The 24,062-nt window shown below is 75.5% G+C and carries 27 protein-coding genes; 14 read left to right on the top strand and 13 right to left on the bottom strand.

Going from position 1 to position 24,062, the window contains the following annotated elements; genetic code table 11:
- The first annotated feature begins 31 nt into the window (after positions 1 to 31).
- From WA788_RS06930 to WA788_RS06890, 9 genes are all read left to right on the top strand, one after another.
- Positions 32 to 1,849 (top strand): thiamine pyrophosphate-requiring protein, encoded by a 1,818-nt coding sequence (locus WA788_RS06930; protein ID WP_335972478.1) that lies wholly within the window; start codon positions 32 to 34, stop codon positions 1,847 to 1,849.
- A 74-nt stretch (positions 1,850 to 1,923) separates the two neighbouring features.
- Entirely contained in the window at positions 1,924 to 3,015 is a 1,092-nt protein-coding gene (locus WA788_RS06925; RefSeq protein ID WP_335973048.1) for an enolase C-terminal domain-like protein, read from the top strand.
- 54 nt (positions 3,016 to 3,069) lie between these two features.
- Complete coding sequence (locus WA788_RS06920) at positions 3,070 to 4,206, top strand: carboxylate-amine ligase (protein WP_335972477.1); 1,137 nt, start codon at positions 3,070 to 3,072, stop codon at positions 4,204 to 4,206.
- A 76-nt stretch (positions 4,207 to 4,282) separates the two neighbouring features.
- Positions 4,283 to 4,828, top strand: a complete 546-nt coding sequence (locus WA788_RS06915) for a cysteine hydrolase family protein (RefSeq protein ID WP_335972476.1) — start codon at positions 4,283 to 4,285, stop codon at positions 4,826 to 4,828.
- Positions 4,829 to 4,976: 148 nt separating this feature from the next.
- Positions 4,977 to 5,591, top strand: coding sequence for a flavodoxin family protein (locus WA788_RS06910; RefSeq protein WP_335972475.1), 615 nt, complete (start codon positions 4,977 to 4,979; stop codon positions 5,589 to 5,591).
- Between the two features lie 78 nt (positions 5,592 to 5,669).
- The gene (locus WA788_RS06905) at positions 5,670 to 6,398 is read left to right on the top strand and encodes an HAD family hydrolase (protein WP_335972474.1); all 729 of its coding nucleotides are present in this window, start codon (positions 5,670 to 5,672) and stop codon (positions 6,396 to 6,398) included.
- A 47-nt stretch (positions 6,399 to 6,445) separates the two neighbouring features.
- Positions 6,446 to 7,135, top strand: coding sequence for a HemK2/MTQ2 family protein methyltransferase (locus WA788_RS06900; protein WP_335972473.1), 690 nt, complete (start codon positions 6,446 to 6,448; stop codon positions 7,133 to 7,135).
- Positions 7,119 to 7,454 carry a CDGSH iron-sulfur domain-containing protein gene (locus tag WA788_RS06895; protein WP_443033985.1) on the top strand — a complete coding sequence of 112 codons (336 nt, stop codon included), beginning with the start codon at positions 7,119 to 7,121 and terminating at the stop codon, positions 7,452 to 7,454. The genes WA788_RS06900 and WA788_RS06895 overlap by 17 nt, the downstream gene beginning before the upstream one ends.
- Positions 7,441 to 8,454, top strand: a complete 1,014-nt coding sequence (locus tag WA788_RS06890) for an iron-containing redox enzyme family protein (protein WP_335972472.1) — start codon at positions 7,441 to 7,443, stop codon at positions 8,452 to 8,454. The genes WA788_RS06895 and WA788_RS06890 overlap by 14 nt, the downstream gene beginning before the upstream one ends.
- Before the next feature lie 19 nt (positions 8,455 to 8,473).
- Here the strand turns inward: WA788_RS06890 and WA788_RS06885 are convergent, their stop codons facing one another.
- Genes WA788_RS06885 through WA788_RS06855 form a run of 7 tightly spaced genes read right to left on the bottom strand, consistent with a single transcriptional unit; the run spans position 8,474 to position 12,913 of the window.
- Positions 8,474 to 10,282, bottom strand: a complete 1,809-nt coding sequence (locus WA788_RS06885) for a complex I subunit 5 family protein (RefSeq protein WP_335972471.1) — start codon at positions 10,280 to 10,282, stop codon at positions 8,474 to 8,476.
- Between the two features lie 4 nt (positions 10,283 to 10,286).
- Positions 10,287 to 10,634 carry a sodium:proton antiporter gene (locus WA788_RS06880; RefSeq protein ID WP_335972470.1) on the bottom strand — a complete coding sequence of 116 codons (348 nt, stop codon included), beginning with the start codon at positions 10,632 to 10,634 and terminating at the stop codon, positions 10,287 to 10,289.
- Positions 10,634 to 11,383 carry an MnhB domain-containing protein gene (locus tag WA788_RS06875; protein ID WP_443033984.1) on the bottom strand — a complete coding sequence of 250 codons (750 nt, stop codon included), beginning with the start codon at positions 11,381 to 11,383 and terminating at the stop codon, positions 10,634 to 10,636. Before WA788_RS06875 ends, WA788_RS06880 begins: the two co-directional genes overlap by 1 nt.
- Complete coding sequence (locus WA788_RS06870; RefSeq protein ID WP_335972469.1) at positions 11,380 to 11,685, bottom strand: Na(+)/H(+) antiporter subunit B; 306 nt, start codon at positions 11,683 to 11,685, stop codon at positions 11,380 to 11,382. Before WA788_RS06870 ends, WA788_RS06875 begins: the two co-directional genes overlap by 4 nt.
- A complete protein-coding gene (locus tag WA788_RS06865) occupies positions 11,670 to 12,026 on the bottom strand; it encodes a monovalent cation/H(+) antiporter subunit G (protein WP_335972468.1) in 357 nt (118 codons plus the stop codon). The genes WA788_RS06870 and WA788_RS06865 overlap by 16 nt, the downstream gene beginning before the upstream one ends.
- Positions 12,027 to 12,062: 36 nt before the next feature.
- Positions 12,063 to 12,356 (bottom strand): MrpF/PhaF family protein, encoded by a 294-nt coding sequence (locus WA788_RS06860; RefSeq protein ID WP_335972467.1) that lies wholly within the window; start codon positions 12,354 to 12,356, stop codon positions 12,063 to 12,065.
- Entirely contained in the window at positions 12,353 to 12,913 is a 561-nt protein-coding gene (locus WA788_RS06855) for a hypothetical protein (protein WP_335972466.1), read from the bottom strand. Before WA788_RS06855 ends, WA788_RS06860 begins: the two co-directional genes overlap by 4 nt.
- A gap of 240 nt (positions 12,914 to 13,153) precedes the next feature.
- On the opposite strand from WA788_RS06855, the gene WA788_RS06850 reads away from it, so the two are divergent.
- Complete coding sequence (locus tag WA788_RS06850) at positions 13,154 to 14,104, top strand: Rieske 2Fe-2S domain-containing protein (RefSeq protein ID WP_443033983.1); 951 nt, start codon at positions 13,154 to 13,156, stop codon at positions 14,102 to 14,104.
- An 85-nt stretch (positions 14,105 to 14,189) separates the two neighbouring features.
- On the opposite strand, the gene WA788_RS06845 is transcribed toward WA788_RS06850, so the two are convergent.
- From WA788_RS06845 to WA788_RS06835, 3 genes are all read right to left on the bottom strand, one after another.
- Positions 14,190 to 16,400: a catalase gene (locus WA788_RS06845; RefSeq protein ID WP_335972465.1), complete on the bottom strand. Its 2,211-nt coding sequence runs from the start codon at positions 16,398 to 16,400 to the stop codon at positions 14,190 to 14,192.
- Positions 16,401 to 16,559: 159 nt separating this feature from the next.
- Positions 16,560 to 17,111, bottom strand: coding sequence for a DUF6328 family protein (locus tag WA788_RS06840; protein WP_335972464.1), 552 nt, complete (start codon positions 17,109 to 17,111; stop codon positions 16,560 to 16,562).
- Between the two features lie 153 nt (positions 17,112 to 17,264).
- Positions 17,265 to 17,714 carry an STAS domain-containing protein gene (locus WA788_RS06835; RefSeq protein WP_335972463.1) on the bottom strand — a complete coding sequence of 150 codons (450 nt, stop codon included), beginning with the start codon at positions 17,712 to 17,714 and terminating at the stop codon, positions 17,265 to 17,267.
- 126 nt (positions 17,715 to 17,840) lie between these two features.
- Here WA788_RS06835 and WA788_RS06830 point away from each other — a divergent pair, with 126 nt between their 5' ends.
- Positions 17,841 to 18,203, top strand: coding sequence for a helix-turn-helix transcriptional regulator (locus WA788_RS06830; RefSeq protein WP_335972462.1), 363 nt, complete (start codon positions 17,841 to 17,843; stop codon positions 18,201 to 18,203).
- A 140-nt stretch (positions 18,204 to 18,343) separates the two neighbouring features.
- Positions 18,344 to 19,351, top strand: a complete 1,008-nt coding sequence (locus tag WA788_RS06825) for an SDR family NAD(P)-dependent oxidoreductase (RefSeq protein WP_335972461.1) — start codon at positions 18,344 to 18,346, stop codon at positions 19,349 to 19,351.
- Here WA788_RS06825 and WA788_RS06820 read toward each other — a convergent pair.
- On the bottom strand, positions 19,345 to 19,713 hold the full coding sequence (locus tag WA788_RS06820) for a VOC family protein (RefSeq protein ID WP_335972460.1): 369 nt from the start codon (positions 19,711 to 19,713) through the stop codon (positions 19,345 to 19,347). The two genes, WA788_RS06825 and WA788_RS06820, sit on opposite strands and share 7 nt — an antisense overlap.
- Before the next feature lie 151 nt (positions 19,714 to 19,864).
- Between WA788_RS06820 and WA788_RS06815 the strand changes: the two genes are divergently transcribed.
- The gene (locus tag WA788_RS06815) at positions 19,865 to 20,776 is read left to right on the top strand and encodes a LysR family transcriptional regulator (protein WP_335972459.1); all 912 of its coding nucleotides are present in this window, start codon (positions 19,865 to 19,867) and stop codon (positions 20,774 to 20,776) included.
- Positions 20,777 to 20,783: 7 nt separating this feature from the next.
- Here WA788_RS06815 and WA788_RS06810 read toward each other — a convergent pair whose 3' ends face one another.
- Positions 20,784 to 21,968 (bottom strand): zinc-dependent alcohol dehydrogenase, encoded by a 1,185-nt coding sequence (locus WA788_RS06810; RefSeq protein WP_335972458.1) that lies wholly within the window; start codon positions 21,966 to 21,968, stop codon positions 20,784 to 20,786.
- Between the two features lie 286 nt (positions 21,969 to 22,254).
- On the opposite strand from WA788_RS06810, the gene WA788_RS06805 reads away from it, so the two are divergent.
- Positions 22,255 to 22,827: a hemerythrin domain-containing protein gene (locus WA788_RS06805; RefSeq protein ID WP_335972457.1), complete on the top strand. Its 573-nt coding sequence runs from the start codon at positions 22,255 to 22,257 to the stop codon at positions 22,825 to 22,827.
- A 119-nt stretch (positions 22,828 to 22,946) separates the two neighbouring features.
- Here WA788_RS06805 and WA788_RS06800 read toward each other — a convergent pair whose 3' ends face one another.
- Entirely contained in the window at positions 22,947 to 24,014 is a 1,068-nt protein-coding gene (locus tag WA788_RS06800) for a mannonate dehydratase (protein WP_335972456.1), read from the bottom strand.
- Positions 24,015 to 24,062: the final 48 nt, after the last annotated feature.

Raw genomic sequence — 24,062 nt, 5'->3', positions numbered from 1 at the left:
GAACCTCCCCTGCACAGAAAGGACGTACCCCGTGTCGATCAAGGTGTCCGACTACGTACTCCAGCGCCTGCGCGAATGGGACGTGGAGCAGGTCTTCGCCTACGCCGGCGACGGCATCAACGGCCTGCTCGCCGCCTGGGGCCGGGCCGAGGACAAACCGGAGTTCGTCCAGGCCCGGCACGAGGAGATGGCCGCCTTCGAAGCCGTCGGCTACGCGAAGTTCTCCGGCAAGGTCGGGGTCTGCGCGGCCACCTCGGGACCCGGCGCGATCCACCTGCTCAACGGCCTGTACGACGCGAAGCTCGACCACGTGCCCGTCGTCGCGATCGTCGGGCAGACCAACCGCAGCGCCATGGGCGGCTCCTACCAGCAGGAGGTGGACCTGCTCAGCCTCTACAAGGACGTCGCGTCCGAGTTCTGCGAGATGGTCACCGTCCCCGAGCAGCTGCCGAACGTCATCGACCGCGCGATGCGCACCGCGTACGCCCGCCGCACCGTCACCGCGGTCGTCATCCCCGCCGACGTCCAGGAACTCGACTACTCCCCGCCGACGCACGCGTTCAAGATGGTGCCCTCGAGCCTGGGCGTCTCCTCCTACGCGCCCACCCCGGCGCCCGCCGACCTCCACCACGCCGCCGACGTGCTCAACGCCGGCGAGAAGGTCGCCCTCCTGATCGGCCAGGGCGCGCGCGGCGCACGCGCCGAGGTCGAGCAGATCGCCGACCTGCTCGGCGCCGGCGTCGCCAAGGCCCTGCTCGGCAAGGACGCCCTGTCCGACGAACTGCCCTACGTCACCGGCTCGATCGGCCTGCTGGGCACCCGCCCCTCCTACGAGATGATGCAGGGCTGCGACACCCTCCTGGTGATCGGCTCCAGCTTCCCCTACACCCAGTTCCTGCCCGACCTCGACCAGGCCCGCGCGGTGCAGATCGACATCGACCCGTTCATGGTCGGGCTGCGCTACCCCTTCGAGGTCAACCTCGTCGGCGACTCCGCGCAGACCCTCAAGGCGCTGATCCCGCTGCTGGAGGCGAAGAAGCACGGCGCGTGGCGGAAGAAGATCGAGAAGGACACCGCCCGCTGGTGGGAGGTGATGCAGCGCCGCGCCGCGGTCGACGCCGACCCGATCAACCCCGAGTACGTCGTGCACGCCCTCGACGAGCTGCTGCCCGAGGACATCATGCTCGCCGCGGACTCCGGGTCGGCCGCCAACTGGTACGCCCGGCACCTGCGGATGCGCGGCGCCATGCGCGGCTCGCTGTCCGGCACCCTGGCGACGATGGGCCCGGGCGTGCCGTACGTGATCGGCGCGAAGTTCGCCCACCCCGACCGGCCCGCGCTGGCCGTCGTCGGCGACGGCGCCATGCAGATGAACGGCATGGCCGAGCTGATCACCGCCGCGAAGTACCACCACCAGTGGCGCGACCCGCGGCTGGTCGTCGCGGTCCTCAACAACCAGGACCTCAACCAGGTCACCTGGGAGATGCGCGCCATGGAGGGCGCGCCGCAGTTCGTGCCCTCGCAGGCGCTGCCCGACGTCCCCTACGCCGACTTCGCCCGGTCGATCGGCCTCGGCGGCGAACGCGTCGAGGAGCCCGGCGGGGTGCGCGGGGCCTGGCAGCGGGCCCTGGCCGCCGACCGCCCGTACGTCATCGACTTCCGCACCGACCCCGCGGTGCCGCCGATCCCGCCGCACGCCTCCCTCGACCAGATCGAGGCCGCCGCGTCCGCCGTGCTCCAGGGCGACCCCGACCGCGCCGACGTGGTCAAGCAGGGGTTCAAGGCGAAGGTGCAGGAGATGCTGCCCGGCCACCGCCACCGCGAGGACCGCCCCGGGGCCGGGGCGTGAGCAGCCCGCCGGTCCCGCCGGTCCCGCCGGACTCCGGCGCGGCCGGCGGGACCGCGCCCGGCGACCCGCCGGCCGTGGACGCGGTGGACAGCGCGGTCTACACCGTCCCCACCGAGCTGCCGGAGGCCGACGGGACCCTCGGCTGGGACGCGACCACCGTCGTGACCGCGACCGTGCGGGCCGGCGGCGCCCAGGGCCTCGGCTGGACCTACGGCTCGCCCGCCGCGGCCGCGGTGATCCGCGACCACCTCGCCGGCGTCGTCACCGGCCGCTCCGCCTGGGACGTGCCCGCGGCCAACGAGGCGATGACCCGGGCGGTGCGCAACGCCGCCCGCCCCGGCATCGCCGGCCACGCGGTCTCCGCGGTGGACCTCGCCCTGTGGGACCTCAAGGCCCGCCTGCTCGGCCTGCCGCTGGTCCACCTGCTCGGCGCGGCCCGCACCGAGGTCCCGGTCTACGGCAGCGGCGGCTTCACCACCTACACCGACCGCGACCAGGACCGCCAACTGCGCGGCTGGACCGGCGACCTGGGCTTCACCCGCGTGAAGATCAAGATCGGGGAGTCCTGGGGGAGCGAGCCCGAGCGCGACCGCGCCCGCGTCAGCCGCGCCCGGTACGCCGTCGGCGACCGCACCGAGCTCTATGTCGACGCCAACGGCGCCTACGGCCGCAAGCAGGCGGTCCGGCTGGCCCGGCACCTCGACGCGGAGGGCGTCACCTGGTTCGAGGAACCCGTCTCCTCCGACGACCTGGCCGGCCTCGCGCAGGTCCGCGCCGCCGTCCTGCCCGACGTCACCGCCGGCGAGTACGGCTACACGCTGCCGTACTTCCGGCAGATGCTCGCCGCCGACGCGGTGGACTGCCTCCAGGCGGACGTCACGCGCTGCGGCGGCATCACCGTATGGCTGCGCGTCGCGGCCCTCGCCGAGGCGCACGGCCTCCAGATCTCCGGCCACTGCGCGCCCCACCTGCACGCCCACGCGGCCGCGGCCGTCCCCAACCTGCGGCACCTGGAGTGGTTCCACGACCACGTCAGGATCGAGAACACGCTCTTTTCCGGCGGCTGCGACCCCACCGGAGGCGTGGTCGCCCCGGGTGCCTCCGGCGCCCCGGGCCACGGGATGTCCCTGCACGCCGCCCGCGCCGAGGAGTACCGGTCCGGCTGACACCCGTCCCGCGCGGCGGTCATGGCCGCGCGCACGGCGGGTAGGCGAAGGGCCATGGACACGACCGGCGTCACCCTGGGCGTCGAGGAGGAGTACCTCCTCCTGGACACCCGCTCCCACCTGCCCTGCCCCCGCGCCCAGCGCGTGCACGACGCCGCCCGGATCGGCTCCGGGCTGGGGCGCGACGAGGTCGACCGCGAACTGCTCCAGGCGCAGGTGGAGATCGCCACGCCGGTGTGCGGCAGCCTGGACGAGGTCGGCGAGCACCTCACCCGGCTGCGGCGGGCGGTCGCGTCCGCCGCCGCGACCGAGGGGTGCCGGCCGGCCGCCACCGGGGGACTGCCGGTGCCCAGCCGGCAGGACGTCCCGGTGACCCGCGAACGGCGCTACCAGAAGATGCACGCCGAGGCCCGCCGGCTGGTGGACGAGCAGCTCATCTGCGGGATGCACATCCATGTCGCCGTGCCGAGCCGCTCGGTGGGCGCGTCCGCACTCGGGCGGGTCCGGCCCTGGCTGCCGGTCCTGCTCGCCCTGGGCGCCAACTCCCCGTTCTGGCAGGGCCAGGACACCGGCTTCGGCAGCTGGCGCACCGTCGTCTTCGGCCGCTGGCCGGTGAGCGGGTCGCCGCCCTTCGTCACCGATGCCGACGACTACGAAGAGCGCGTCGAGGCGCTGATGGCCACCGGGGTCGCCCCCGACCGCAAGCAGCTGTACTGGCTGGCCCGGCTGTCGGAGCGGTATCCCACGCTCGAGGTGCGCGCGCCCGACGTGCAGGTGGACGTGGCCGACGCCGTGACCCTCGCGGGCCTGGCCCGCGCCCTGGTGGTCACCGCGATCCGCGAGGCGCAGCACGCCGAGCGGGCGCTCGACCCGCCCGCCAGCATCATGCACGCCGCCGAGTGGCACGCCGCGCGGCACGGCCTGTCCGGCACGCTGGTGGACCCCCGCTCCGGCACCCAGGCCGACGCCGCCGACGTGGTGCGCGCCCTGCTCGACCACACCGGCGCCGCGCTCGCGGAGTCCGGGGACACCGAGCGCGTCACCGCGGGCGTCGAGCGGTTCCTCGCCGAGGGGACCGGCGCCGACCGGCAGCGCGCCGCCGAGCGCGACGGCGGCATGCCCGCGCTGCTCGCCCTGGTCACCCGGCACGGCTTCGCCGGCGCCCGCCCGGCGCAGGAGGCCGGGACGTGACCGGCGGCCCGGCCTCCCGGCGGCCGCGGGCCGCGCCGCGGTCGCGGACGCCGGCGCGGCGGGCGACCATGCCAGGGTGAGCACCGCACGGCAGTCCGCACTCGTGGTCATCGACATGATCAACACCTACGACCACCCCGACGCGGAGCTGCTGGTCCGCTCCGTGCGCGAGGCCCTGCCGGGCGTGCGGCGCGCCCTGGCCTCGGCCCGGGAGGCCGGCGTGGACGTCGTCTACGTCAACGACAACTTCGGCCGCTGGCGTTCGCACCACGACGAACTCGTGGCGACCGCGCTCGGCGGAGCCCACCCCGACCTGGTCGAACCGGTGCTGCCCGACGCCGACTCGCTGTTCGTGGTCAAGGCCCGCCACTCGATCTTCTACCAGACCCCGCTGGAGTACCTGCTCCAGCAGACCGGTGTCGGGCACGTGGTGCTGTGCGGCCAGGTGACCGAGCAGTGCGTGCTCTACTCCGCCCTCGACGCGCACATCCGCCACTTCGACGTGACGGTGGTGCGCGACGCGGTGGCGCACATCCAGCACGACCTGGCGCGGCCCGCGCTGCGGATGATGGAGCGCAACATGGGCGCGCGGCTGGTCCGGGCGGCCGACCTCGTGTGGTGAGACCCGACCGGCGGCGCCTCGTTGAACCCGGTGCCGTACGCCACGCCACGTCATCGCACCCATGCGCTGGGCGACCGGCGGGCGGCGCGCGGGTGATCGATCGGCTCCGGGCACGTGTCATTTCCGTCAGCGGGGTATCCGACCGGACATGGACGACGCAGCTTTGACGGCATTGGCCCTGGTATGCACCCTCAACCCGTCCCCGGCCCCCTCCAGCTCCCAGCTGCTGGCCGAGCAGACCCTGGAGGCGCTGCGCGAGCACGGCGTCGCCGGCGAGGCGGTCCGGATCGCGGACCACGACGTACGGCCCGGCGTCGCGGTGGACATGGGGGAGGGCGACGCCTGGCCCGCGATCCGGGAGAAGATGCTCGCCGCGGACATCCTGGTGCTGTCCACGCCGATCTGGCTGGGCCACCCGTGCAGCGTCGCGCAGCGCGTACTGGAGCGGCTGGACGGCGAGCTGTCGGAGACCGACGACGAGGGCCGGCAGCTGACCTACGGCAAGGCCGCCGCGGTGTGCGTGGTCGGCAACGAGGACGGCGCGCACAAGGTGACCGCGGACCTCTTCCAGGGCCTGAACGACGTCGGGTTCTCGCTGGCCGCGGGCGCGGCGACCTACTGGGTCGGCGAGGCCATGCACGGCACCGACTACCAGGATCTGGACAAGCCGCCCGACGCGGTCGCCGCCACCACGAAGACGCTCGCGGCCAACACCGCGCACCTGGCCCGCGCGCTGCGCGTGCGGCCCTACCCCCCGAGCTGAGCCGGACCCCCGCATCCCTCTACCCCGCACCCCCTTCGACCCCGCAACCCGGCGGACCCGGAAACCGGAGGACACCCGATGAGCGGCACCGAGAGCACCGACCGGCCCGGCGGCGAGGCCGCGGCCGTGCTCTTCGACGTGGACGGCACCTTGATGGACACCGTGCACCTACACACCGTCTGCTGGTGGGAGGCGCTGCGCCAGGGCGGCCACACCGTCCGCGGCGCCCGTATCCAGGCTTGCGTCGGCATGGGCAGCGACCACCTGCTGGACGCGCTCCTCGGCGAGGACCGCGACCACGACGAGGACAGCGCGCTGAGCGCCGCCCACGACGCGCTGTACGCGCAGTACTGGTCGCGCCTCGCCCCGCTGGACGGCGCCGCCGACCTGGTGCGCGCCTGCGCCGCGCGCGGCTGGCGGGCGGTGCTGGCCTCCTCGGCCAAGAGCGGCGAGGCGAAGGTGATGACCGACGCGCTCGGCGTGGACGACGTGCTCTTCGCCGCCACCACCGCCGACGACGTGCAGGCCAGCAAACCCGCCCCCGACCTGGTCCGGGAGGCGCTGGACAAGGCGGGGGTGCCCGCCGAGCGGGCCGTGTTCGTCGGGGACGCGGTGTGGGACGCGCAGGCCGCGCGCGCGGCCGGGGTGCGGTGCCTCGCGGTGCTCACCGGCGGCGGCTTCTCCCGCGCCGAACTGACCGACGCGGGCGCGGAAGCGGTCTACGACAGCCCCAGGGACCTGCTGTCCGCTCTCGACGGCAGCCTGCTCGCGGCCCCGCCGGGCCGGCGACCACCGGGCAGCGCCTGACCGCAAGCGCCCACGCCCGCATCGCACCCGACCCCCGGAGGTCCCCCGTGGCTGCCCAGACCGCTTCCCTCGCCTTCCGCCGCCCCCGCGGGCCGTGGACCCTGCCGGGCGTGTACGCCCCCCAGGAGGACACCCGGCTGCTGGGCCGGGCGCTGCGGGCCGAAAGACCGCTGGACGGCGCGGACCTGCTCGACATCGGCACCGGCAGCGGGGCGCTGGCGGTGCTGGCCGCGCGGATGGGCGCCCGGGTCTCGGCCACCGACATCTCGTGGCGGGCGGTGCTGGCCGCGCGGGCCAACGCGGCGCGGCAGCGGCAGCGCGTCCGGGTGCGCCGCGGCGACCTCGCCGGGAAGCAGCAGGGCCGCACCTATGACGTGGTCGTCACCAACCCGCCCTACGTGCCCGCGCCCGAGGACCTGCCGCCGCCCGGCGGGGCCGCGCGCGCCTGGGACGCCGGGCGCGACGGGCGGCACGTGGTGGACCGGGTCTGCGCCCGCGCCCCCGAACTGCTGCGCCCCGCGGGCGTGCTGCTGATGGTGCACTCCGGGCTGTGCGGCGTGGAGGCCAGCCTGCACCGGCTGCGGGCCGGCGGCCTCGCCGCGGAGGTCGTGGCCCGCGACCATGTCCGGTTCGGCCCCGTGCTCAGCCGCCGCCTGCCGTGGCTGCGGGACCAGGGCCTGGTCGGACCGGCCGACGAGTACGAGGAGCTGGTGGTCGTCCGTGCCGAGCGAACCTGACCCGCGGGAGCCCGGGCACGACGCCCCCCGCCCGGCCGGTGCGGGCGGCGGCGGCCGGCGTCCGGTCCGGGTCCGGGTGGACCCGGACGGGCCGATCCTCGTGGAGGGCCCGGTCGAAGTGGTGCGGGACGACGGGACCGTGGCCGTCAGCGACCGCTTCGTGGTCGCGATCTGCACCTGCCGCCGCACCCGCACCCCGCCCTGGTGCGACACCAGCCACCGGCGCCGCAGGCGCCCGCCCGCGCCGCCGCGGCCCGAGCCGGACGCCCGCCGCCCCGCCGACCCGCCCGAAGGAGGCCCGTCCCGTGCGGACACCTGAACCCGCCGGCACCCTGACCGCCCCCCGGCTGCCGCAGGCCCGCGGCCCGCTGTCCGACGCCGTCGCCACGGCGCTGACGACCGCCCGGCCGCCGCAGCAGCGGGACGTGCTGCGCGCCCACACCACCGAGGACCCGTACGGCGACGACCTCCAACTGGCCCTGTACGTCCTGTACGAGCTGCACTACCGCGGCTTCGACGAAGTCCCCGACGACATGGAGTGGTCCCCGCTGCTCGCCCCGCTGCGGGCCGCCCTGGAGCAGACCTTCCTGCGGGCCCTGCACACCGACGTGCCCGCCCGCACCCCGGACGAGGCGTTCGCGGACCTGCTGGTCGAGCCCGCCGACCCCGCCGGCAGCGTCACCCACCACCTCGAACACGAGGGCGACCTGGGCCAGCTGCGCGAGTACGCGGCGCTGCGCTCGCTCTACCACCTCAAGGAGGCCGACCCGCACGCCTGGGTCATCCCTCGGCTGCACGGGCGGGCGAAGGCCGGCATGGTCGCCATCGAGTACGACGAGTTCGGCGCCGGCCGGGCCGAGGACGTGCACGCCCAGCTCTTCGCCGACCTGATGGCCGACCTCGGCCTCGACACCGCCTACGGGCGCTACACCCAGGCCGCGCCCGCGGTCGCCCTCGCCACCGTGAACCTGATGACCCTGTTCGGCCTGCGGCGGGACCTGCGCGGCGCGCTCGTCGGCCACTTCGGCTGCGTCGAGGTCACCTCCTCGCCCGGCTCCCGCCGGCTGGCCGCCGCCATGCGCCGCACCGGCGCCGGGCCCGCCGCGGAGCGCTTCTACACCGAGCACGTGGCGGCCGACGCGGTCCACGAGCAGGTCGTCCGGCACGAGGTCGTCGGCGGGCTGCTGGCCGAGGAACCCCACCTCGGCGCCGACGTCGCGTTCGGCGCCGACGCCACCGTCCTGCTGGAGGACCGGCTCGCCGCCCACCTGCTGGACGCCTGGCGGTCGGGCCGCTCGGCCCTGCGCCGTCCCCTGTGACCTCCGGCCGGCCCGGCCGTCAGGTCTGCGCGGCGATCAGCACGCACAGCGCGGCCACCCCGAAGGTCAACCAGGCGACGTAGTCGCCCAGATGCCCCGAGTGCAGCCGCCGCAGCCCGGTCACCGCGTGGCGCACCGCCCGGTGGAAGGGCAGCCGCACCGGCCGCCGCACCGCCAGCCACGCCAGGAGGGCCGCCCCCGCGGCCGACACGAATCCCAGCAGCAGCCCCTCACCCGTCCACGCCGACGCGACGTGCGCGACCGCCGGGGCGGCCCCGCCCAGCACCGCGGCCCGGTAGGCGGCCGGGTCGGTGTAGACCCCGGCGCCGCCGGCGATCGCGCGCCCCACCGCGGGCACGCACCCCACGGCCGCGCACAGGGCGAGCAGCACCGCGGGCACGGCCGTCATCATCGGCGGCAGCGACCGCCCCGGCGTCCGGACCTCCGGCTCCTCGCCCTCGCCGCTGGTCTCCTCCTCGCCGGGCCGCTGCGCCGGCACCGCGCCCGCGCCCCAGAAGATCCGCACCGCCGCCCGCAGCACCGCCCCGCCGGTGAGCGCGGACGTGAGCACGTACACCGCCGGCAGCCACGCCTGCGTACAGCCCGCGGCGGCCTCGCCGAGGGCCTTGCCGAGCCCGGTGCCGAACGGCGGCAGCCCCGCCAGCGCCAGCGCGCCGAGCACGAACAGCACGCCCGGCAGCCGCAGCGCGCGCCCCCGGCCGTGCAGCCCGTGCTCGTCGACGGAGCCGTAGCGGTCCAGCAGCACACCGGTCAGGCCGAACAGCGCCGCCTTCACGCAGCCGTGCGCGGCCACGTACACCGCGGTGCCGGCCGCCCCGTCGGGCCCGAGCAGCGCGATCCCCACCACGAACAGCCCGACATGACCCACCGTCGAGTACGCGAGCATCCGCTTGAGGTGCCGCTGCTGCCAGCACATCACCGCGCCGACGAGCGCGGTGAGCACCCCCAGCGCGGTGAAGGTGTGGCGGAACACCTCGTGCGGGACGCCGCCCGGGCCGGAGAAGACCGTCCAGTACACCCGGCCGACGCCGTACACGCCCAGCTCGACCATCACGCCCGACAGCAGCATGCACACCGGGGTGGGCGCGACGGCGTGCGCGTCGGGCAGCCAGAAGTGGAACGGCACCACCGCCCCCTTGACCAGCATGGCGGTGACGACCAGCACGAAGCCCGTCACGGTGAGCAGGTCGGCGCGGTGGCCGGCCAGCGCGGGCCCCAGCGCCGCGAGGTCCAGCTCGCCGGTGCGCGCGTAGAGCAGCCCGATGCCCAGCAGCGAGCAGTACGCGGCCAGGGAGTTGACGATCCCGAAGGTGAGGGCGCCCTGGAGCGGGCGCGGGTCCTCGATGCGGTAGCCGGTCAGGGCGTACCCGGCCGCGCCCATCAGCTCGAACCACACGAAGGCGTTGAACAGGTCCCCGGTCAGCGCGAAGCCGACCATGCCGGCCTGGAAGGTCAGCACCATCGCCGGGAACAGGCCCGCGCGCTCCCCGCTCGGCTCGTCGAAGTACCGCCAGGAGTAGGCGAGCACCGCCAGCACCAGGCACGCGGCGAGCAGCGCCAGGCCCGCGCCGACCCGGTCCGCGGCGAGCACCACGCCGATGCGCACCGGCCACCCGGCCAGGCGCGCCACCGCGACGCCGTGCAGGTGCGACCACAGCAGCGCCAGGCAGACCACGTCGGCCGCGGCCGCGGCGGTGGCCAGCACGTCGCAGCCCTTCCGCGGCAGCACCCGGCCGGCCACCGCCAGCAGCGGCGCGCCGAGCAGCGGGATCGCCACCGCCGCCGGCAGCAGGACCGCGTCCGTCACCGGGTCAGCCCTTCAGGGCGGTCAGCGCCTGCGGGTCGACGGTGCCGTGCCGCTTGCGCAACTGGATCGTCAGCGCGAGCAGCAGGGCGGTGACGGTCGCGCCCACGACGATGTCGGTCAGCGCGAGCGCCTGCACCACCGGGTCCACCACCGGCCGCGAGCCGGGCCGCAGGTCGGAGAAGACCGGCGCGGTGCCGTGGTCGCGGTAGCCGACGGTGAGCAGCAGGACGTACGTCGAGGACTGCGCGACCGCCAGGCAGCCGATCGCGTGGATCAGGTTCCTGCTGGTCACCAGCCCGTAGAGGGCCACCAGCAGAATCCATCCCGCGGCCAGGTACGCCCACACGCCCATCAGGCGCCCTCCTTCTGCTCGGTGCTGCCGGTGACCTCGACGGCCTGGTCGAGGAAGTGCGCGACGAGCACGATCAGCCCCGACGCGACCTCCACGCCGACGGCCGCGTTGAACAGCGGCACCATGCCCCCCGAGGTGATTTGGTTGAACGTGCCCAGCGGGAGGACGTTCTCCAGGAACGCGCCGCCCGCCGCGAGGCCCGCGACGCCCATCGCGGTGAACGACGCCGCCGCCAGACAGTCGGCCATGTCCAGGACGACCAGCGGCCGCAGCCGCCGCAGCACCCGGTAGTCGGCCGCGACATAGCCCAGATGGAGCGCGGTGGCCAGCACGACCCCGCCCTGGAAGCCGCCGCCGGGGCTGAGCTGGCCGTGCGCCACGACGTACACCCCGACCAGCACGGTCACCGGCAGCAGCACCGCGCCCAGCAGCCGGGTGGTGGGCAGGACGTGCTCCGAGGCGGCGGGGTGCTGGCGCTCGTCGCGGGCCAGGCGCAGCAGCAGCGTCGCGCCGAGCACCGTGCCGAAGAGGATCGACTCCTCGCCGAGGGTGTCGAAGCCGCGCAGGTCGAAGTTGACCGACGAGACGACGTTCGCGGTGCGGTGGCGCAGGGCCGCGGCCACGGCGCGGGTGCCGTAGGGGTGCGCGGCGCCGCCGAACCGCGGCAGTTCGCGGCAGGAGACGGCGAAGCAGACTCCCAGCACCGCCGCGGACAGCGCGAACAGCAGGAGCCGCGCACGGGCGTTCACGACCCGCCCCCGCCGCCCGGTCCCTCCGGCTCGCCGCCGCCGGCGGGATGCTCCGGCCCGGACAGCGAGCGCCGTCGCACCTTGCGCACCGTCAGCAGGATGAGCAGCGGCGTCAGTACGGTGCCCACCGCCACCTGCGACAGCGCCACGTCCGGTGCCTGGAGCACCGTGAAGAGCAGCGCCAGCGCCAGCCCGAGGACACCGAGCAGCACCGCCTGCCGCACCGGTTCGCGGCACAGCACCGCCAGCGTGGCGGCCACCACCACGAAGCCGAGCGCGACACCGATCAGGGCCGTGTCCACCGTTGCTCCTCCTCTTCCCCGCTGCCGTCCCCGCTCCCGTGCCCCTCGCCTGCCCCGACCTCGCCGGACTCCCACGCGGCCTTGCCGACCGCGATCGTGGCGGCCGTGCCGCCCGCGGCGAAGACCAGGCCGATGAAGAGCGTCTTGGCCGCCGCGCGCCCGGGGCCCTGCTCCACCGCGAGCGCCAGCGCGATCAGCGGCACCCCCAGGCACGACGCGACCGCCAGCGCGTGCAGGCGCGCGGGCGTCCCGTCCAGCCACACCAGGGCCGCCGCCGACAGCAGCACACAGCCCACGCCCGCCCACAGCAGCACCAGGGCCGCCACATGACCGGCCGTCACCCGTGCCCCCGGGCAGGCCCCGTGAGCGCCGCGCACTCAGTCGCCGGCACGCTGCTGCTCCTCAACGGCCCCGTCGCTCCCGCCGGCCACCACGAAGCGGGTGAACACCAGCGTCCCGGCCGGCGACAGCACCGCCAGCACCAGCGCCAGGTCCTGGTACGAGGACCGGCCGTACCCCTGCGGCAGCAGCAGGAACACCGCGCCCACCACGGTGGACAGCAGCGACAGCGCCACCAGCCGCCGTACCGCGGAGCCCGCGGCGGCCACCCACAGGCACGCGGGCACCGCGCCGGCGAGCAGCACCAGGGCCGCGGCCGTCCACGCGTTCACCGCGGGCCGTCCGGACCGGTGAGGGCACGCTCCACCGCGCCGGGCGCGCGGCGCAGGGCGTGCACGCGGACCGCGGCGCCCTGCCGAGCGCCCCCGGCCGCCGACGTGCCGTCCGTGCCGTCTGCGCCGTCTTCGTCGATCGTGAGCACGCAGGTGTCCGCGGAGGCGGCCAGCAGCAGCCCCGCGCCGCCCGCGCCGGTGCCCGGGCGCAGCACGACCCGGCGGACACCGCCCGGCCGCCGCCCGCCCCGCACGACCGCCCCGGCCAGCGCCGCGCTCCCGCGCAGCAGCGACCAGGGCAGCGCCGCCAGCGCGCGCAGGGCGCCGCGGCCGTGCGGCCGCCCGATGCCCACCGCGCGCCGCAGCCGGTGCGCCGCCAGCGCGCCGGCCAGCGCGGCACCGGCGGCCACCAGCAGTTCGACCGGATTGACCGAGCTGATCAGCACCACGTCCAGCGCGGCGAGCAGCACCCACCACGCGGCGACCTCGGCCACCGCCGTCCGCCCCATGCCCGCCGCCTCCCGCCGTCGCCCGCCTTCGATGCCCGCCTCGTGCATTCTCGAAGCACCCCGGAGCCGTGCTCCCGCGCCGTCCCGCGCCGCGCCGTACGTCACCCGAACGGCGGCGGTGCGGGCGGGCGGAAAGCGTCCGGCTCCGTTGCGGGGCCGCGTACCCCGGCAGCCCGCGCGCACACCGGCACCCGCGCGGGCGGCGGGTGCGCGCGGGCACCGGCACGCGCGCGGGCAGGTCCGCCCGCCGCCGGGCGCGACCGCGGCCCGGCCCCCAGACTCGGGGGCATGACACGCTGGAGCGCGACGACGGTCATGGCACAGCCACTGCTGCGATGGGCACCGGACCGGGCCAGACCCGGCCGGATCGCCGACGCCGTCAGCAGGCTGGAACGCACCACGGCGCTGGACGGCGCGATCGGGGCGCTGCGGGGCGGCGTGCACGCCGTGGCGCTGGGCGACGTCCGCGACCTGCTGCACGGGCGTTTCCTCGGCCACCCGGTCCACCCCCTGCTCGTCCAGGTGCCGGTGGGCGCCTGGCTGTCGTCCGCGGTGCTGGACTGGACGCCCGGCGGCCGGCGGCAGGCCGGGCTGCTGATCGCGGTCGGCCTGGCCGGCGCGGTCCCCGCGGCGGCCGCCGGGCTGGCCGACTGGGCCGAACTGGAGGACGAGCAGGCCCGGGTGGGACTCGGCCACGCGCTGCTGAACGTGGTGGCGACCTCCTGCTACACCATGTCGCTGGCCTCCCGCCTGATCGGCCACCGCGGGCGGAAGACGGCCCTGTTCGGCCTGGCCGCGGTGGCGGCCAGCGGCGCCCTGGGCGGCCACCTGGCCTACCACCAGGCGGCCGGCGCCAACCACAGCGAGGCCACGCCCCGGATCACCCCGCCCGGCTGGCACGACGTCGGCGCGGTCGCGGACTTCCCCGACGGCCGCCCGGTGCGCTGCCTCGTCGGCGAGGTCGCGGTGCTGGTGCTGCGCGACGCCGACGGCACGCTATCCGCGCTCGCCGACCGGTGCAGCCACCTCGGCGGCCCGCTGTCGGAGGGCGAGATCACCGACGGCTGCGTCCGGTGCCCGTGGCACGGCAGCACCTTCCGGCTGTCGGACGGGTGGAACGTCACCGGCCCGGCCACCGCCCCGCAGCCCTGCTTCGACACGCGGGTCACGGACGGCCGCGTGTGGGTGCGGCTGCGTACCGCCGCCCCCGCCGACGACCCGGCGCCCGCCGACTCCTGACCCCGGCTCCTGACCTGTCGGCCCGCCGCCGCCTGTGCGGGGCGCCCCACGCGGGGGCGCGGAAGCGGCGGCGGGCCCGCCCGGGTCAGGCCGACGAGCCGCCCAGCAGCGGCGGGAAGCGGTCCCAGACGCGGTGCTCGGCGAGCAGGCCCGCGACCTGCCCGAGGGCCTCGGTCCCGCTGTCCCGCGCGACCACCCCCGCGCCGCCGGCGGCGAGCCCCACGGCCGCCAGCACGTCACCGCCCTCGCCGAAGGCGCCGAGCGGCTTGCCGTGCCGGTACGCCTCGGTGACCAGCAGCAGGACCCGCGGGTCGATGTCGGTGACGGCCGCCGCCTCCGGGTCGGCCTTCGCGTCGCGGGCCGGCGCCGCGTCGGCGGCCGGCCCCGGGGCCGCGGCCAGCAGCAGCGCGTCGAACTCGATGGACCGGGCCGTCGCGAAGGTGCGCTGCACGCCCGGCCCGCCCGTCGGCGCGACCACCAGCGGCACCATGTCCGCCGCCAGCACGGCCTGCTGTACGTCGGCCACGTCCTGCCCCGCGTCGGCCACGACGATCCCGATCACCCTTCCGTCGGTCGGCCAGCGCCCGCCCAGCTGGGACAGCGCCGGGCTCGGCTCGGGATCGGCCGGCGGCACCGTGGGCTCCGGCGCGGGCAGCCCGAGACCGGCGGCGACCGTCCGGCACAGCTCGCCGTCGATGTTCGCCAGCACCCGCAGCCCGCGCTCCTTGACCGCGTTCTCGTAGCACTTGCCGAGCTCGAAGGTGTAGGCGGCGGCGATGTGCTCCCGCTCCGGGGGCGTCATGCTGCGCCAGAACAGCCGCGCCTGGCTGAAGTGGTCGTCGAAGGAGGCCGACGCGTCGCGGACCTTGCGCGAGGCGGGGACCTCGACGGGCGCCTCGATGTAGGCGCCGCTGTCCGCGCCGGCCGTGAACGGGCAGCCCCCGTCGAGGGAGTTGGGCCGGTAGGGGGCGACGCCGCGGTGCACCGCGGTCTGGTGCATGCCGTCGCGGAGCATGTCGTTGACCGGCGCGTGCGTGCGGTTGATCGGCAGCTGCGGGAAGTTGGGGCCGCCCAGCCGGGTGATCTGCGTGTCGACGTAGGAGAAGAGCCGGCCCTGCATCAGGGCGTCGTTGGTGACGTCCACCCCGGGCACGAGGTTGCCGACGTGGAAGGCGACCTGCTCGGTCTCCGCGAAGTAGTTGGACGGGTTCGCATCCAGCGTCATCAGGCCCACCGGCTGCACCGGCGCGATCTCCTCCGGCACGATCTTCGTCGGGTCCAGCAGGTCGATGCCCTCGAACATCTGGTCCTCGGTGTCGGGGAAGGTCTGCACCCCCAGCTCCCACTGCGGGTGCGCGCCGGCCTCGATCGCGTCGGCCAGGTCCCGCCGGTGGAAGTCGGGGTCGACGCCGGCGGCGATCTGCGCCTCCTCCCACACCAGCGAGTGGACGCCCAGCTTCGGCTTCCAGTGGAACTTCACCAGCGTGGTGCCGCCCTCGGCGTCCACCAGCCGGAAGGTGTGGACACCGAAGCCCTCCATCATCCGGAAGGACCGCGGGATGCCGCGGTCGGACATGTTCCAGAGGGTGTGGAAGGTCGCCTCGGTGTGCAGGGTGACGAAGTCCCAGAACGTGTCATGGGCGCTCTGCGCCTGCGGGATCTCCCGGTCCGGGTGCGGCTTGCCCGCGTGGATCACGTCCGGGAACTTGATCGCGTCCTGGATGAAGAACACCGGGATGTTGTTGCCGACCAGGTCGAAGACGCCCTCGGAGGTGTAGAACTTCGTGGCGAAGCCGCGGGTGTCGCGCACCGTGTCGGCCGAGCCGCGCGAGCCGAGGACCGTCGAGAACCGCACGAACACCGGCGTGCGGACGCCCTCGGCGAGGAAGGCGGCGCGGGAGATGCGGGCGGCGGTGCCGTACGACTCGAAGACGCCGTGGGCCGCGGCGCCGCGGGCGTGCACGACCCGCTCGGGGATGCGCTCGTGGTCGAAGTGGGTGATCTTCTCCCGCAGATGGTGGTCCTGGAGCAGGACCGGCCCGCGCGGACCGGCCTTCAGCGAGTGGTCGGTGTCGTACAGCCGCGCGCCCTGGGCCGTGGTGAGGTAGGCGCCGGCCTGCGCGGCCGTCGCCGGGTCGGCGCCCGTCGGCTGCCCGGTGGGGCTGCCGGTCGCCGGGCCGCGCTGGTCCGCCTTGGGCGGCAGCGGGTCCCGCGGCCGCGTCGGTTCGTCCACCGGCGGCGGCTCCACGCCCGGTGCGCCGGGGATGTTCTCGCGCGGGGTGTCCTTGCTGCTCACTGCGGCTCCTTGAGGTCGGGTCAGGGGAGTGGCGCCGAGGGCGCCGACCTGTCCGGATGCCCCGCCCGCGGCGGGCGAACCGCCGGCCGGCCCGGATTCCTCCTGATGGCGGCCCGGGCCGGGGGGCGGCTCGTGGGGGGCGGGTCCGCCCCGGCGCGGTCAGCGGTCGTGGTGATCGTCGTGCTGGTGGCGCTCGTGGTGCTGGTCGTTTTCGTGGCGCTCGTTGCGGCGCCTGGCCCACAGCGGCAGCACGATCCAGCACAGCACGAACCATGCGACCAGGGCGCCGACGAGCCAGGCGGCGGCCGGGTCGTGCACGGCGACGCGCAGCACCAGCAGCAGCGACGACGCCATGGTGCACAGCAGCAGGCACAGCCCCAGCAGGGTCAGCCGCGACGCGAGGACGACGGTCTCCGGTTTGAGCCGGCGGCCGGTGAGCAGCCGGTGCATGGCGACCGGTCCGACCAGCGCCCCGGTGGTGGCGGCGCCGAGCACGACGGTCGCCACGTAGATGTGCCGGTCGGTGGCGGACAGAGTGGTGAAACGCTGCTGGAAGACCACCGTGAGCAGGAAGCCGAAGAGGATCTGCACCCCGGTCTGGGCGACGCGCAGCTCCTGGAGGAGATCGCCCCACCTGCGGTCGGCGCGCTCCTCCTCGCTCTCATGGCGCCCCGCCGCCGGTGACGGCTGCCGGTCGTCGGACGGCTTCATCGCGGTGGCCCTCCTTCGCCGTACGCCCCCGCGTCCGCGGCCCCGTGCGGGGCGCGCGGAGCCTGCCGGTCGGGTGCCCCCGGCGCCGCGGATCATGCGCGGCGCCGGGTGGGGAGGCTGCTCAGGGTGGGGCGGCTGTGGCGGCTGAGACGGTCAGGCGGGCCGGGCCGGGCGGACCACCCGGGCCTCGCAGGTCCTGGTGGGGGAGGCGAACAGTTCGCGGGTGCCGGACAGGTCGAGCACCCGCGTGACGCTCGGCGAGAGCGCGGAGAGCGCCAGTTCGACCCCGAGGTCCAGCGCCCGCGCCCGCAGGCGCAGCAGCATGTTCAGGCCCGCGCAGTCGAAGAACGCGACGTCGCCCAGATCGACGTCCAACCCGGCGGGGGAGAGGACGAGGCAGTCCGTCAGGATGTCGCCCGCGGTCGGGGCGGTGGCCAGGTCGAGTTCGCCGGTGACCGCGGCCCGGGTGTGGCCGCCGCTCTCGACGGTGCGGACGGCCAGGCCCGAGTCGAAGTCCTGGTACGAGGACGTCCTCGGCGCTGCGCCGCCCGTGCGCGCCCGCTTACTGCTGCCGAGGGTCGGCGTGGGCTCGATGACGGTCAACGACCTACCTCCAATGCGTCGCAGGCTGTACCCAGAGCTTGCCCGCCCGCTTCGAGCACGTCAAGAAATACACGAAATTTGGTTCGTGACTTGAGCTACGCAAATCAGCCGCCGTAAGGTGAGACCGTGCCCGAACCAACCGACTCCCGTCCCACGTGGACCTTCCTGACCAACCACGCCCGGGTGCTCGCCACCATCGCCCGCGACCCCGGGGTACGGGTGCGGGACATCGCGGCCCGCTGCCTGCTGACCGAGCGCGCGGTGCAGAAGATCATCGCGGACCTGGAGGGCGACGGATACCTCCAGCACACCCGTATAGGGCGCTCCAACCGCTACGAGATCCCGCAGGGCACCCTGCTGCGCCACCCGGCCGACTCCGGCCCCACCGTGGACGACCTGCTCGCCGTGTTCGCCCTGGACACGCACCCCGCCACAGGCGGCGCACCCGACCCCGACCCCGGCGCCCACTCCGGCGGCGACGCGACCTGACCCCTGCCGCCCGGCTCGGCCGCGCACTTTCCGGGCACGCCCCGCGGTAGACGGCCGCCCCTGCGGGTACCCGGGGACCCTGCGCCGGGTCGGGAACCTGTCCGCCCGCACCGGCACCCGCTGCCGTAGGAGGTAGGGACATGGCCGATACCCGCACCCGCGCGGACTCCGCCCTCGCCGGCCGGTCCGCGGTGGTCACCGGAGGCTCCCGCGGCCTCGGCCTGCTCATGGCCCGGCGGCTGGCCGACCTCGGCTGCGACGTGACGGTCGCCGCCCGCGACGCGGCCGAACTCGACGCGGCCGCCGCCCACCTGGACGCCGGCGCCCCGAGACACGCCCGCGTACGGACCCAGGTGTGCGACGTCACCGACCGCGACGCGGTGCGGGCGCTGATGCGGGAGGCGGCCGGCGCCCACGGAGGGATCGACGTGGTCCTCGCCAACGCCGGCATCATCCAGGTCGCCCCGATCGACGCGATCGGCGCCGACGAGTTCCGCTCGGCGCTGGAGACGATGTTCATGGGCGCCGTGCACACCGCCCTGGAGTCCCTGCCCTACCTGCGCCGCAGCCCCGGCGGCGGCCGGCTCGCGCTGATCGGCTCGGTCGGCGGCCTTGTCACCCCGCCGCACCTGGTGCCGTACGCCTGCGCGAAGTCCGCGGTGGCCGCGCTCGCGGAGGGGCTGCGGGCCGAGGAGCGGCAGGTGAGCGTGACGGCGGTGCACCCGGGGCTGATGCGCACCGGCTCCCATCTGGCCGCGGAGTTCGGCGGCGACCGGGCCGCGGAGTTCGGGTGGTTCTCGGCGCTGGCCGGCACCCCGCTGCTGTCGATGGACGCCGAGCGCGCCGCGCACCGCATCGTCCGGGCCGTCGAGGCGCGCCGGACCCGGCTGGTGCTGACGCCCGCGGCCAAGGCGGCGGGCCTCGCCCACGGCGTGGCCCCGGCGCTCACCGTCCGTATGACGGCGCTCGCCGCCCGCGCCCTCCCCTCGGGCGGGACGGACGGCGCGCCCGGACCGGGCCTGGCGGAGGGCCGCGACGTCGATCCGGCGCCGGCCAACCCGGTGCTGCGCCGGCTGCGCGCCTGGGGCAGCGCCCTCAACGACCGGGCCGCCGACGCGTTCAACGAGCGGCGCCCCCGGCATCAGTAGCAGCGCAGCTCGATGACGTTGCCGTCCGGGTCGCGGACGTAGAGCGAGGTGGCGGTGCCGCGGGCGCCGAAGCGCGGGCCGGGGCCGTCGACCACGTCCCACGCGCCCGACGCGACCACCTCGTCCCAGTCGAGCGGTTCGACGACCAGGCAGAAGTGGTCGACATTGCGGCCGTCCCGCTCCCCGGCGACCAGGTCGACGATGGTGTCCGCGCTCACCCGCACCGACGGGAACGGCGCGCGGCCGGCGCGCCACTCCTCGACGCGGACGGGCGCGAGGCCGAGGGCGCCGCAGTAGAACCGCAGCGAGCGTTCCACGTCGGCGACGTTGAGGACCAGGTGGTCGAATCCGGTGACACGCATGGCGTTCCCTCTTTCCGTTCACTGGCGGGGTCCGGGGCCCGGACCGCCTGCCTGGCACCACCCTCGCGGGGCCGGCCGGCGGGACCAAGCACCAAGCGGCATAGGATCGTTGCCCCAGGAACAACGGTCGGCGATCAGCGGGAGGCGGCTCGTGTGGGAGCGCCACGAGATGGCGGCCTTCCTCGTGCTGGCCGAGGAGCTCCACTTCGGCCGGACCGCCGAACGGCTCGGGCTGACCACCGGCCGGATCAGCCGGACCATCAAGGCGGTCGAACGGCGGGTCGGCGCACCGCTGTTCGAGCGCACCAGCCGCACGGTCCGGCTCACCCCGCTCGGCGAGCAGCTCGCGGCGGACCTGCGGCCGATCGTCCGCGGCCTGGACGCCGCCCTGGAACGGGCGGTGGCGGCGGCCCGCGGGGTGACCGGCGTGCTGCACGTCGCCTTCCTCGGCGCGACCACCGCGCCGGTGCTCCTGCGCGGGGTCGAGCTCTTCCAGCGGCGCCACCCCGACTGCGAGGTGCGGGTGCACGAGGAACGCCTGGCCACCACCCGCGCCCACCTGTCGGACGGGACCGTCGACGTGCTGCTGGCCGCGTTCCCCTTCGACGGCATGGCCACCGGCCCCGCGCTGATCCGGGAGCGCCAGGTGCTCGCGGTGGCGGCCGGGCACCGGCTGGCCCGCGAGCCGGCCGTGTCGCTGGAGGTCCTCGCCGACCACCCCGTCATCCAGTACCCGCAGGCCACCTCGCGGTCGTTCAAAGAGCACCGCACCCCGAGCCGCACCCCGGGCGGGCGGCCGGTGCCGCGGGGCCCGCAGGGGGAGAGCTTCTCCGAGATGCTCTCCCTGGTGGCCCTCGGGCGCGGGGTCCTGCCGGTCGGCGAGCACACCCCCGGCTCCTTCCCGCACCCCGGCATCGCCTATGTGCCGATCACCGACGCCCCGCCGATCCTGCGGGGGCCGGTCTGGGCGGAGTCCCGCACCACCGCCCGCGTACGGGCCTTCGTCCGCGCCGCCGTGGACGCGGCCCCGCACTCGTCGGTCCCGCCCGCTCCCGGCCGCTGACGCCCGGTCACGGCGTGAAGAGCACCTTGACCGCGCCGTCCTGCTTCTTCTGGAACATCGCGTACGCGTCGGGCGCCTTCGCCAGCGGCACCCGGTGGGTGGCGAAGTCGTCGACACCGAGCGGGTCGGCGTCGGTCAGCAGCGGGAGGAGGTCGTCCACCCACCGCCGGACGTTGGCCTGGCCCATGCGCAACTGGACCTGCTTGTCGAACAGGGTGAGCAGCGGGAGCGGGTCGGCCATGCCGCCGTAGACCCCGGACAGCGAGATGGTGCCCCCGCGCCGCACCAGCTCGACGGCCAGGTACAGCGCGGAGAGGCGGTCGACGCCGACGCGCTGCATCAGCCACGCGGCCAGCGGGTCCGGCAGCAGCGCGGTCATCTGCTGCATGCCCTGGGCCAGCGGCGCGCCGTGCGCCTCCATGCCGACGGCGTCGATGACGCAGTCGGGCCCGCGGCCGTCGGTGGCGTCGTACACGGCGTCGGTGAGCTTGTCGCCGTACGCGGACAGGTCGAAGGTGTGGACCCCGCGGGCCCGGGCGCGGGCCAGCCGCTCCGGCACGACGTCGATGCCGATGACCTGGCCGGCGCCGCGGTGGGCGGCGATCCGCGCGGCCATGTCGCCGATCGGGCCGAGGCCGAGCACCGCCACGCTGCCGCCCTCGGGCACGGCGGCGTACTCCACCGCCTGCCAGGCGGTGGGCAGGACGTCCGAGAGGTAGACGAACCGGTCGTCCGGCGGGCCGGGCGGAACCGCGATGGGCAGGGTGTTGCCGAAGGGCACCCGCAGGTATTCCGCCTGGCCGCCCGGCACCTGGCCGTAGAGCTTGGTGTAGCCGAAGAGCGAGCCGCCCTTGCCGTGTTCGCGGACCTGGGTGGTCTCGCACTGGGAGTGCAGGCCGCGCCCGCACATGAAGCAGGTCCCGCAGGAGACGTTGAAGGGGACGACGACCCGGTCGCCGGGCCGCACCGCGGTGACCTCGGGGCCGACCTCCTCCACCACGCCCATCGGCTCGTGGCCGAGGATGTCGCCCGGGTCGATGAACGGTCCGAACACCTCGTACAGGTGGAGGTCCGAGCCGCACAGGCCGGTGGTCGTCACCTTCACCACGATGTCCGTCGGGTCCTGGACCACCGGGTCGGGAACGGTGTCCACGCGCACATCGCGCTTGCCGTGCCAGGTCAGTGCTTTCACTGGTGCTTCCTCTCCTCAAGGCGGCGGCCCGCTCGGACCGGTGCGGCGGCCGCGTGGGCAGACGGGGGCGCGCACCCGGCCATCCGTTCCCCGCACCGGGCCGGGCCGAGCGTCCCGCCGCCCGAGGTCCCCCGAGCGGTCCCGCCCGGCGCGCCGCGGCCCACGGAGGCGCGGGTACGGGCGGGGTAGCGGGGACGCGCGGGGGCCGAAGGGGTTTGGCGGGGCCGTGAGGGGTGAGGCGCCCCTGCGTACGAAGATCGACGTCCGACCCGAGAGGGAGCCGAGCATGAGTTCCGCCACCATCGAACGGACCGCGGCGGCCCGCCTTCCCGACGGCGACGTGGTCGCGGTGCTGCTCACCCAGCACGCCCGTATCCGCGACCTGTTCGCCACCGTCCGCGGCACCCGCGGCGACGCGCGCCGGCAGGCGTTCGACGAGCTGCGCGCGCTGCTGGCGGTCCACGAAGTCGCCGAGGAGCTGATCGTCCGGCCGGTCGCGAAGCGCACCGCGGGCGAGCAGGAGGCCGAGCACCGCAACACCGAGGAGGCCGAGGCCACCGAGGTGCTCAAGCGGCTGGAGCGGATGGACCCCGACAGCGCCGAGTTCGACGCGGCGATCGGGGAGTTCGAACGGGCGGTCGGCGAGCACGCCGACCACGAGGAGAGCGAGGAGTTCCCCTCGATCCTGCGCGAGTGCACCGCCGAGCACCGGCACACCATGGGGGAGCGGCTGGCGCGGGCGGAGCGGCTCGCACCCACGCACCCGCACCCGTCCGCGGCCGGCCGCCCCGCGATGGTCGCCCTGACCGGGCCGTTCGCCGCGATGACGGACAAGGTCCGGGACGCCCTGAGCGGCTGAAGGAACCGGGCCGCCGGACGCGCACCACGCGCACGGGCGGGGCGGACGGGCGAAGCGCCGTCCGCCCCGCCCGCGCGTGGTCAGGGCTCAGCGGGCAAGAGCGCCTTCCGTTGCCGGGGTCATCGGACCCGTGCCCGGCCGGGTGCCCGGTGCGGCGGCCCGTCGAGGTCCAGGGCGTTGAGCACCCCTTGCAGGTAGCCGATCGCGTGGGCCCGGCCGCGGCTGCAGTACGCCGCCGAGGAGATGTCGCCCCAGGTGTCGAGGTCGCCGATCATCGCCGGGACGTGGTCGTCGATGAGGAAGCCGTCGAACCCGGCGGCCGCCAGGCGGCGGATCACCCGCGCCGGGTCGAGGTTGCCCTCGCCGAGGAAGCACTCGGTGAAGCTCGGCACGGTGCCGCGCACGTCCCGGAAGTGCACGTAGAAGATGGCCGGGCCGAGCAGGTCGATGACGGCGTCGACGCTCTCCTCCCCGGCCATCTCCGAGACCGTGCCCAGGCACAGGTTCAGCCCCCAGGACGGGCTGCCGCCCGCTTGGGCGCGGGCCCGCGCGATGGCGGCGGGCGAGGTGAAGATCCGGGCGACCCCGCCCAGCGGCTCGTCCACCGGCGGGTCGTCCGGGTGCAGCGCGAGCCGCACCCCGACCTCCTCGGCCACCGGCAGCACCGCGTCCAGGAAGTACTGGTGGTGGGCCCACATGTCCTCGGCGCTGATCGGCTCCGCCACCGGCTCGTCGGGGGTGAGCCGGTAGCCGGCCAGCGCGTTGCCCTGCGGGACCCGCGCTAGGTCGAAGGCGCTCACCTTGGCGCCGCCGCGCCCGGCCGCGGCCATGTCGGTGCGCCACACGTAGGTGGCGAGGAAGTTGTAGCCGAGCAGGTCGATGCCGACCGCGGCCATGTTGCGCAGGGTCGTGCGGAAGTTCTCGATCTGCTCGTCCCGGCCCGGCAGGCCCCGCTGGATCTTCCAGAAGTGCGCCAGGGGCACGTTCTCCAGCCCGTCGATCGCCAGGCCGTCCGCGTCGCAGCGCTCGCGCAGTGCCCGCAGCTCCGCCAGGCTCCAGCAGCCCTCGCGTCCGGGCAGCAGGTCCGGTGTGTGCAACTGGACGCCGGTCAGGCCGAGTTGGTGCGCGAAGGTGGCGACCCGGTCGTCGTAGGTGTCGATGTGGCCGAGGGAGAGTCGAATGGTCATGCCCGGCCGACCCGCAGGTGCTTCACGGTGATCCGTTCGGTTGGAGGG

Origin of the sequence: Streptomyces sp. CA2R106, from assembly GCF_037034245.1 — a bacterium.
GTDB lineage: Bacteria > Actinomycetota > Actinomycetes > Streptomycetales > Streptomycetaceae > Actinacidiphila.
The sequence above is the reverse complement of the archived record's forward strand: the minus strand, read 5'-3'. Positions and strand labels throughout refer to the sequence as shown.

Coding starts and splice junctions, on each gene's coding strand:
- WA788_RS06850 (WP_443033983.1), top strand. CDS start 13,154: ATGACACGCTGGAGCGCGACGACGGTCATGGCACAGCCACTGCTGCGA.
- WA788_RS06910 (WP_335972475.1), top strand. CDS start 4,977: ATGGACGACGCAGCTTTGACGGCATTGGCCCTGGTATGCACCCTCAAC.
- WA788_RS06805 (WP_335972457.1), top strand. CDS start 22,255: ATGAGTTCCGCCACCATCGAACGGACCGCGGCGGCCCGCCTTCCCGAC.
- WA788_RS06880 (WP_335972470.1), bottom strand. CDS start 10,634: ATGGGCGTGTGGGCGTACCTGGCCGCGGGATGGATTCTGCTGGTGGCC.
- WA788_RS06905 (WP_335972474.1), top strand. CDS start 5,670: ATGAGCGGCACCGAGAGCACCGACCGGCCCGGCGGCGAGGCCGCGGCC.
- WA788_RS06920 (WP_335972477.1), top strand. CDS start 3,070: ATGGACACGACCGGCGTCACCCTGGGCGTCGAGGAGGAGTACCTCCTC.
- WA788_RS06840 (WP_335972464.1), bottom strand. CDS start 17,111: ATGAAGCCGTCCGACGACCGGCAGCCGTCACCGGCGGCGGGGCGCCAT.
- WA788_RS06820 (WP_335972460.1), bottom strand. CDS start 19,713: ATGCGTGTCACCGGATTCGACCACCTGGTCCTCAACGTCGCCGACGTG.
- WA788_RS06825 (WP_335972461.1), top strand. CDS start 18,344: ATGGCCGATACCCGCACCCGCGCGGACTCCGCCCTCGCCGGCCGGTCC.
- WA788_RS06800 (WP_335972456.1), bottom strand. CDS start 24,014: ATGACCATTCGACTCTCCCTCGGCCACATCGACACCTACGACGACCGG.
- WA788_RS06855 (WP_335972466.1), bottom strand. CDS start 12,913: ATGCACGAGGCGGGCATCGAAGGCGGGCGACGGCGGGAGGCGGCGGGC.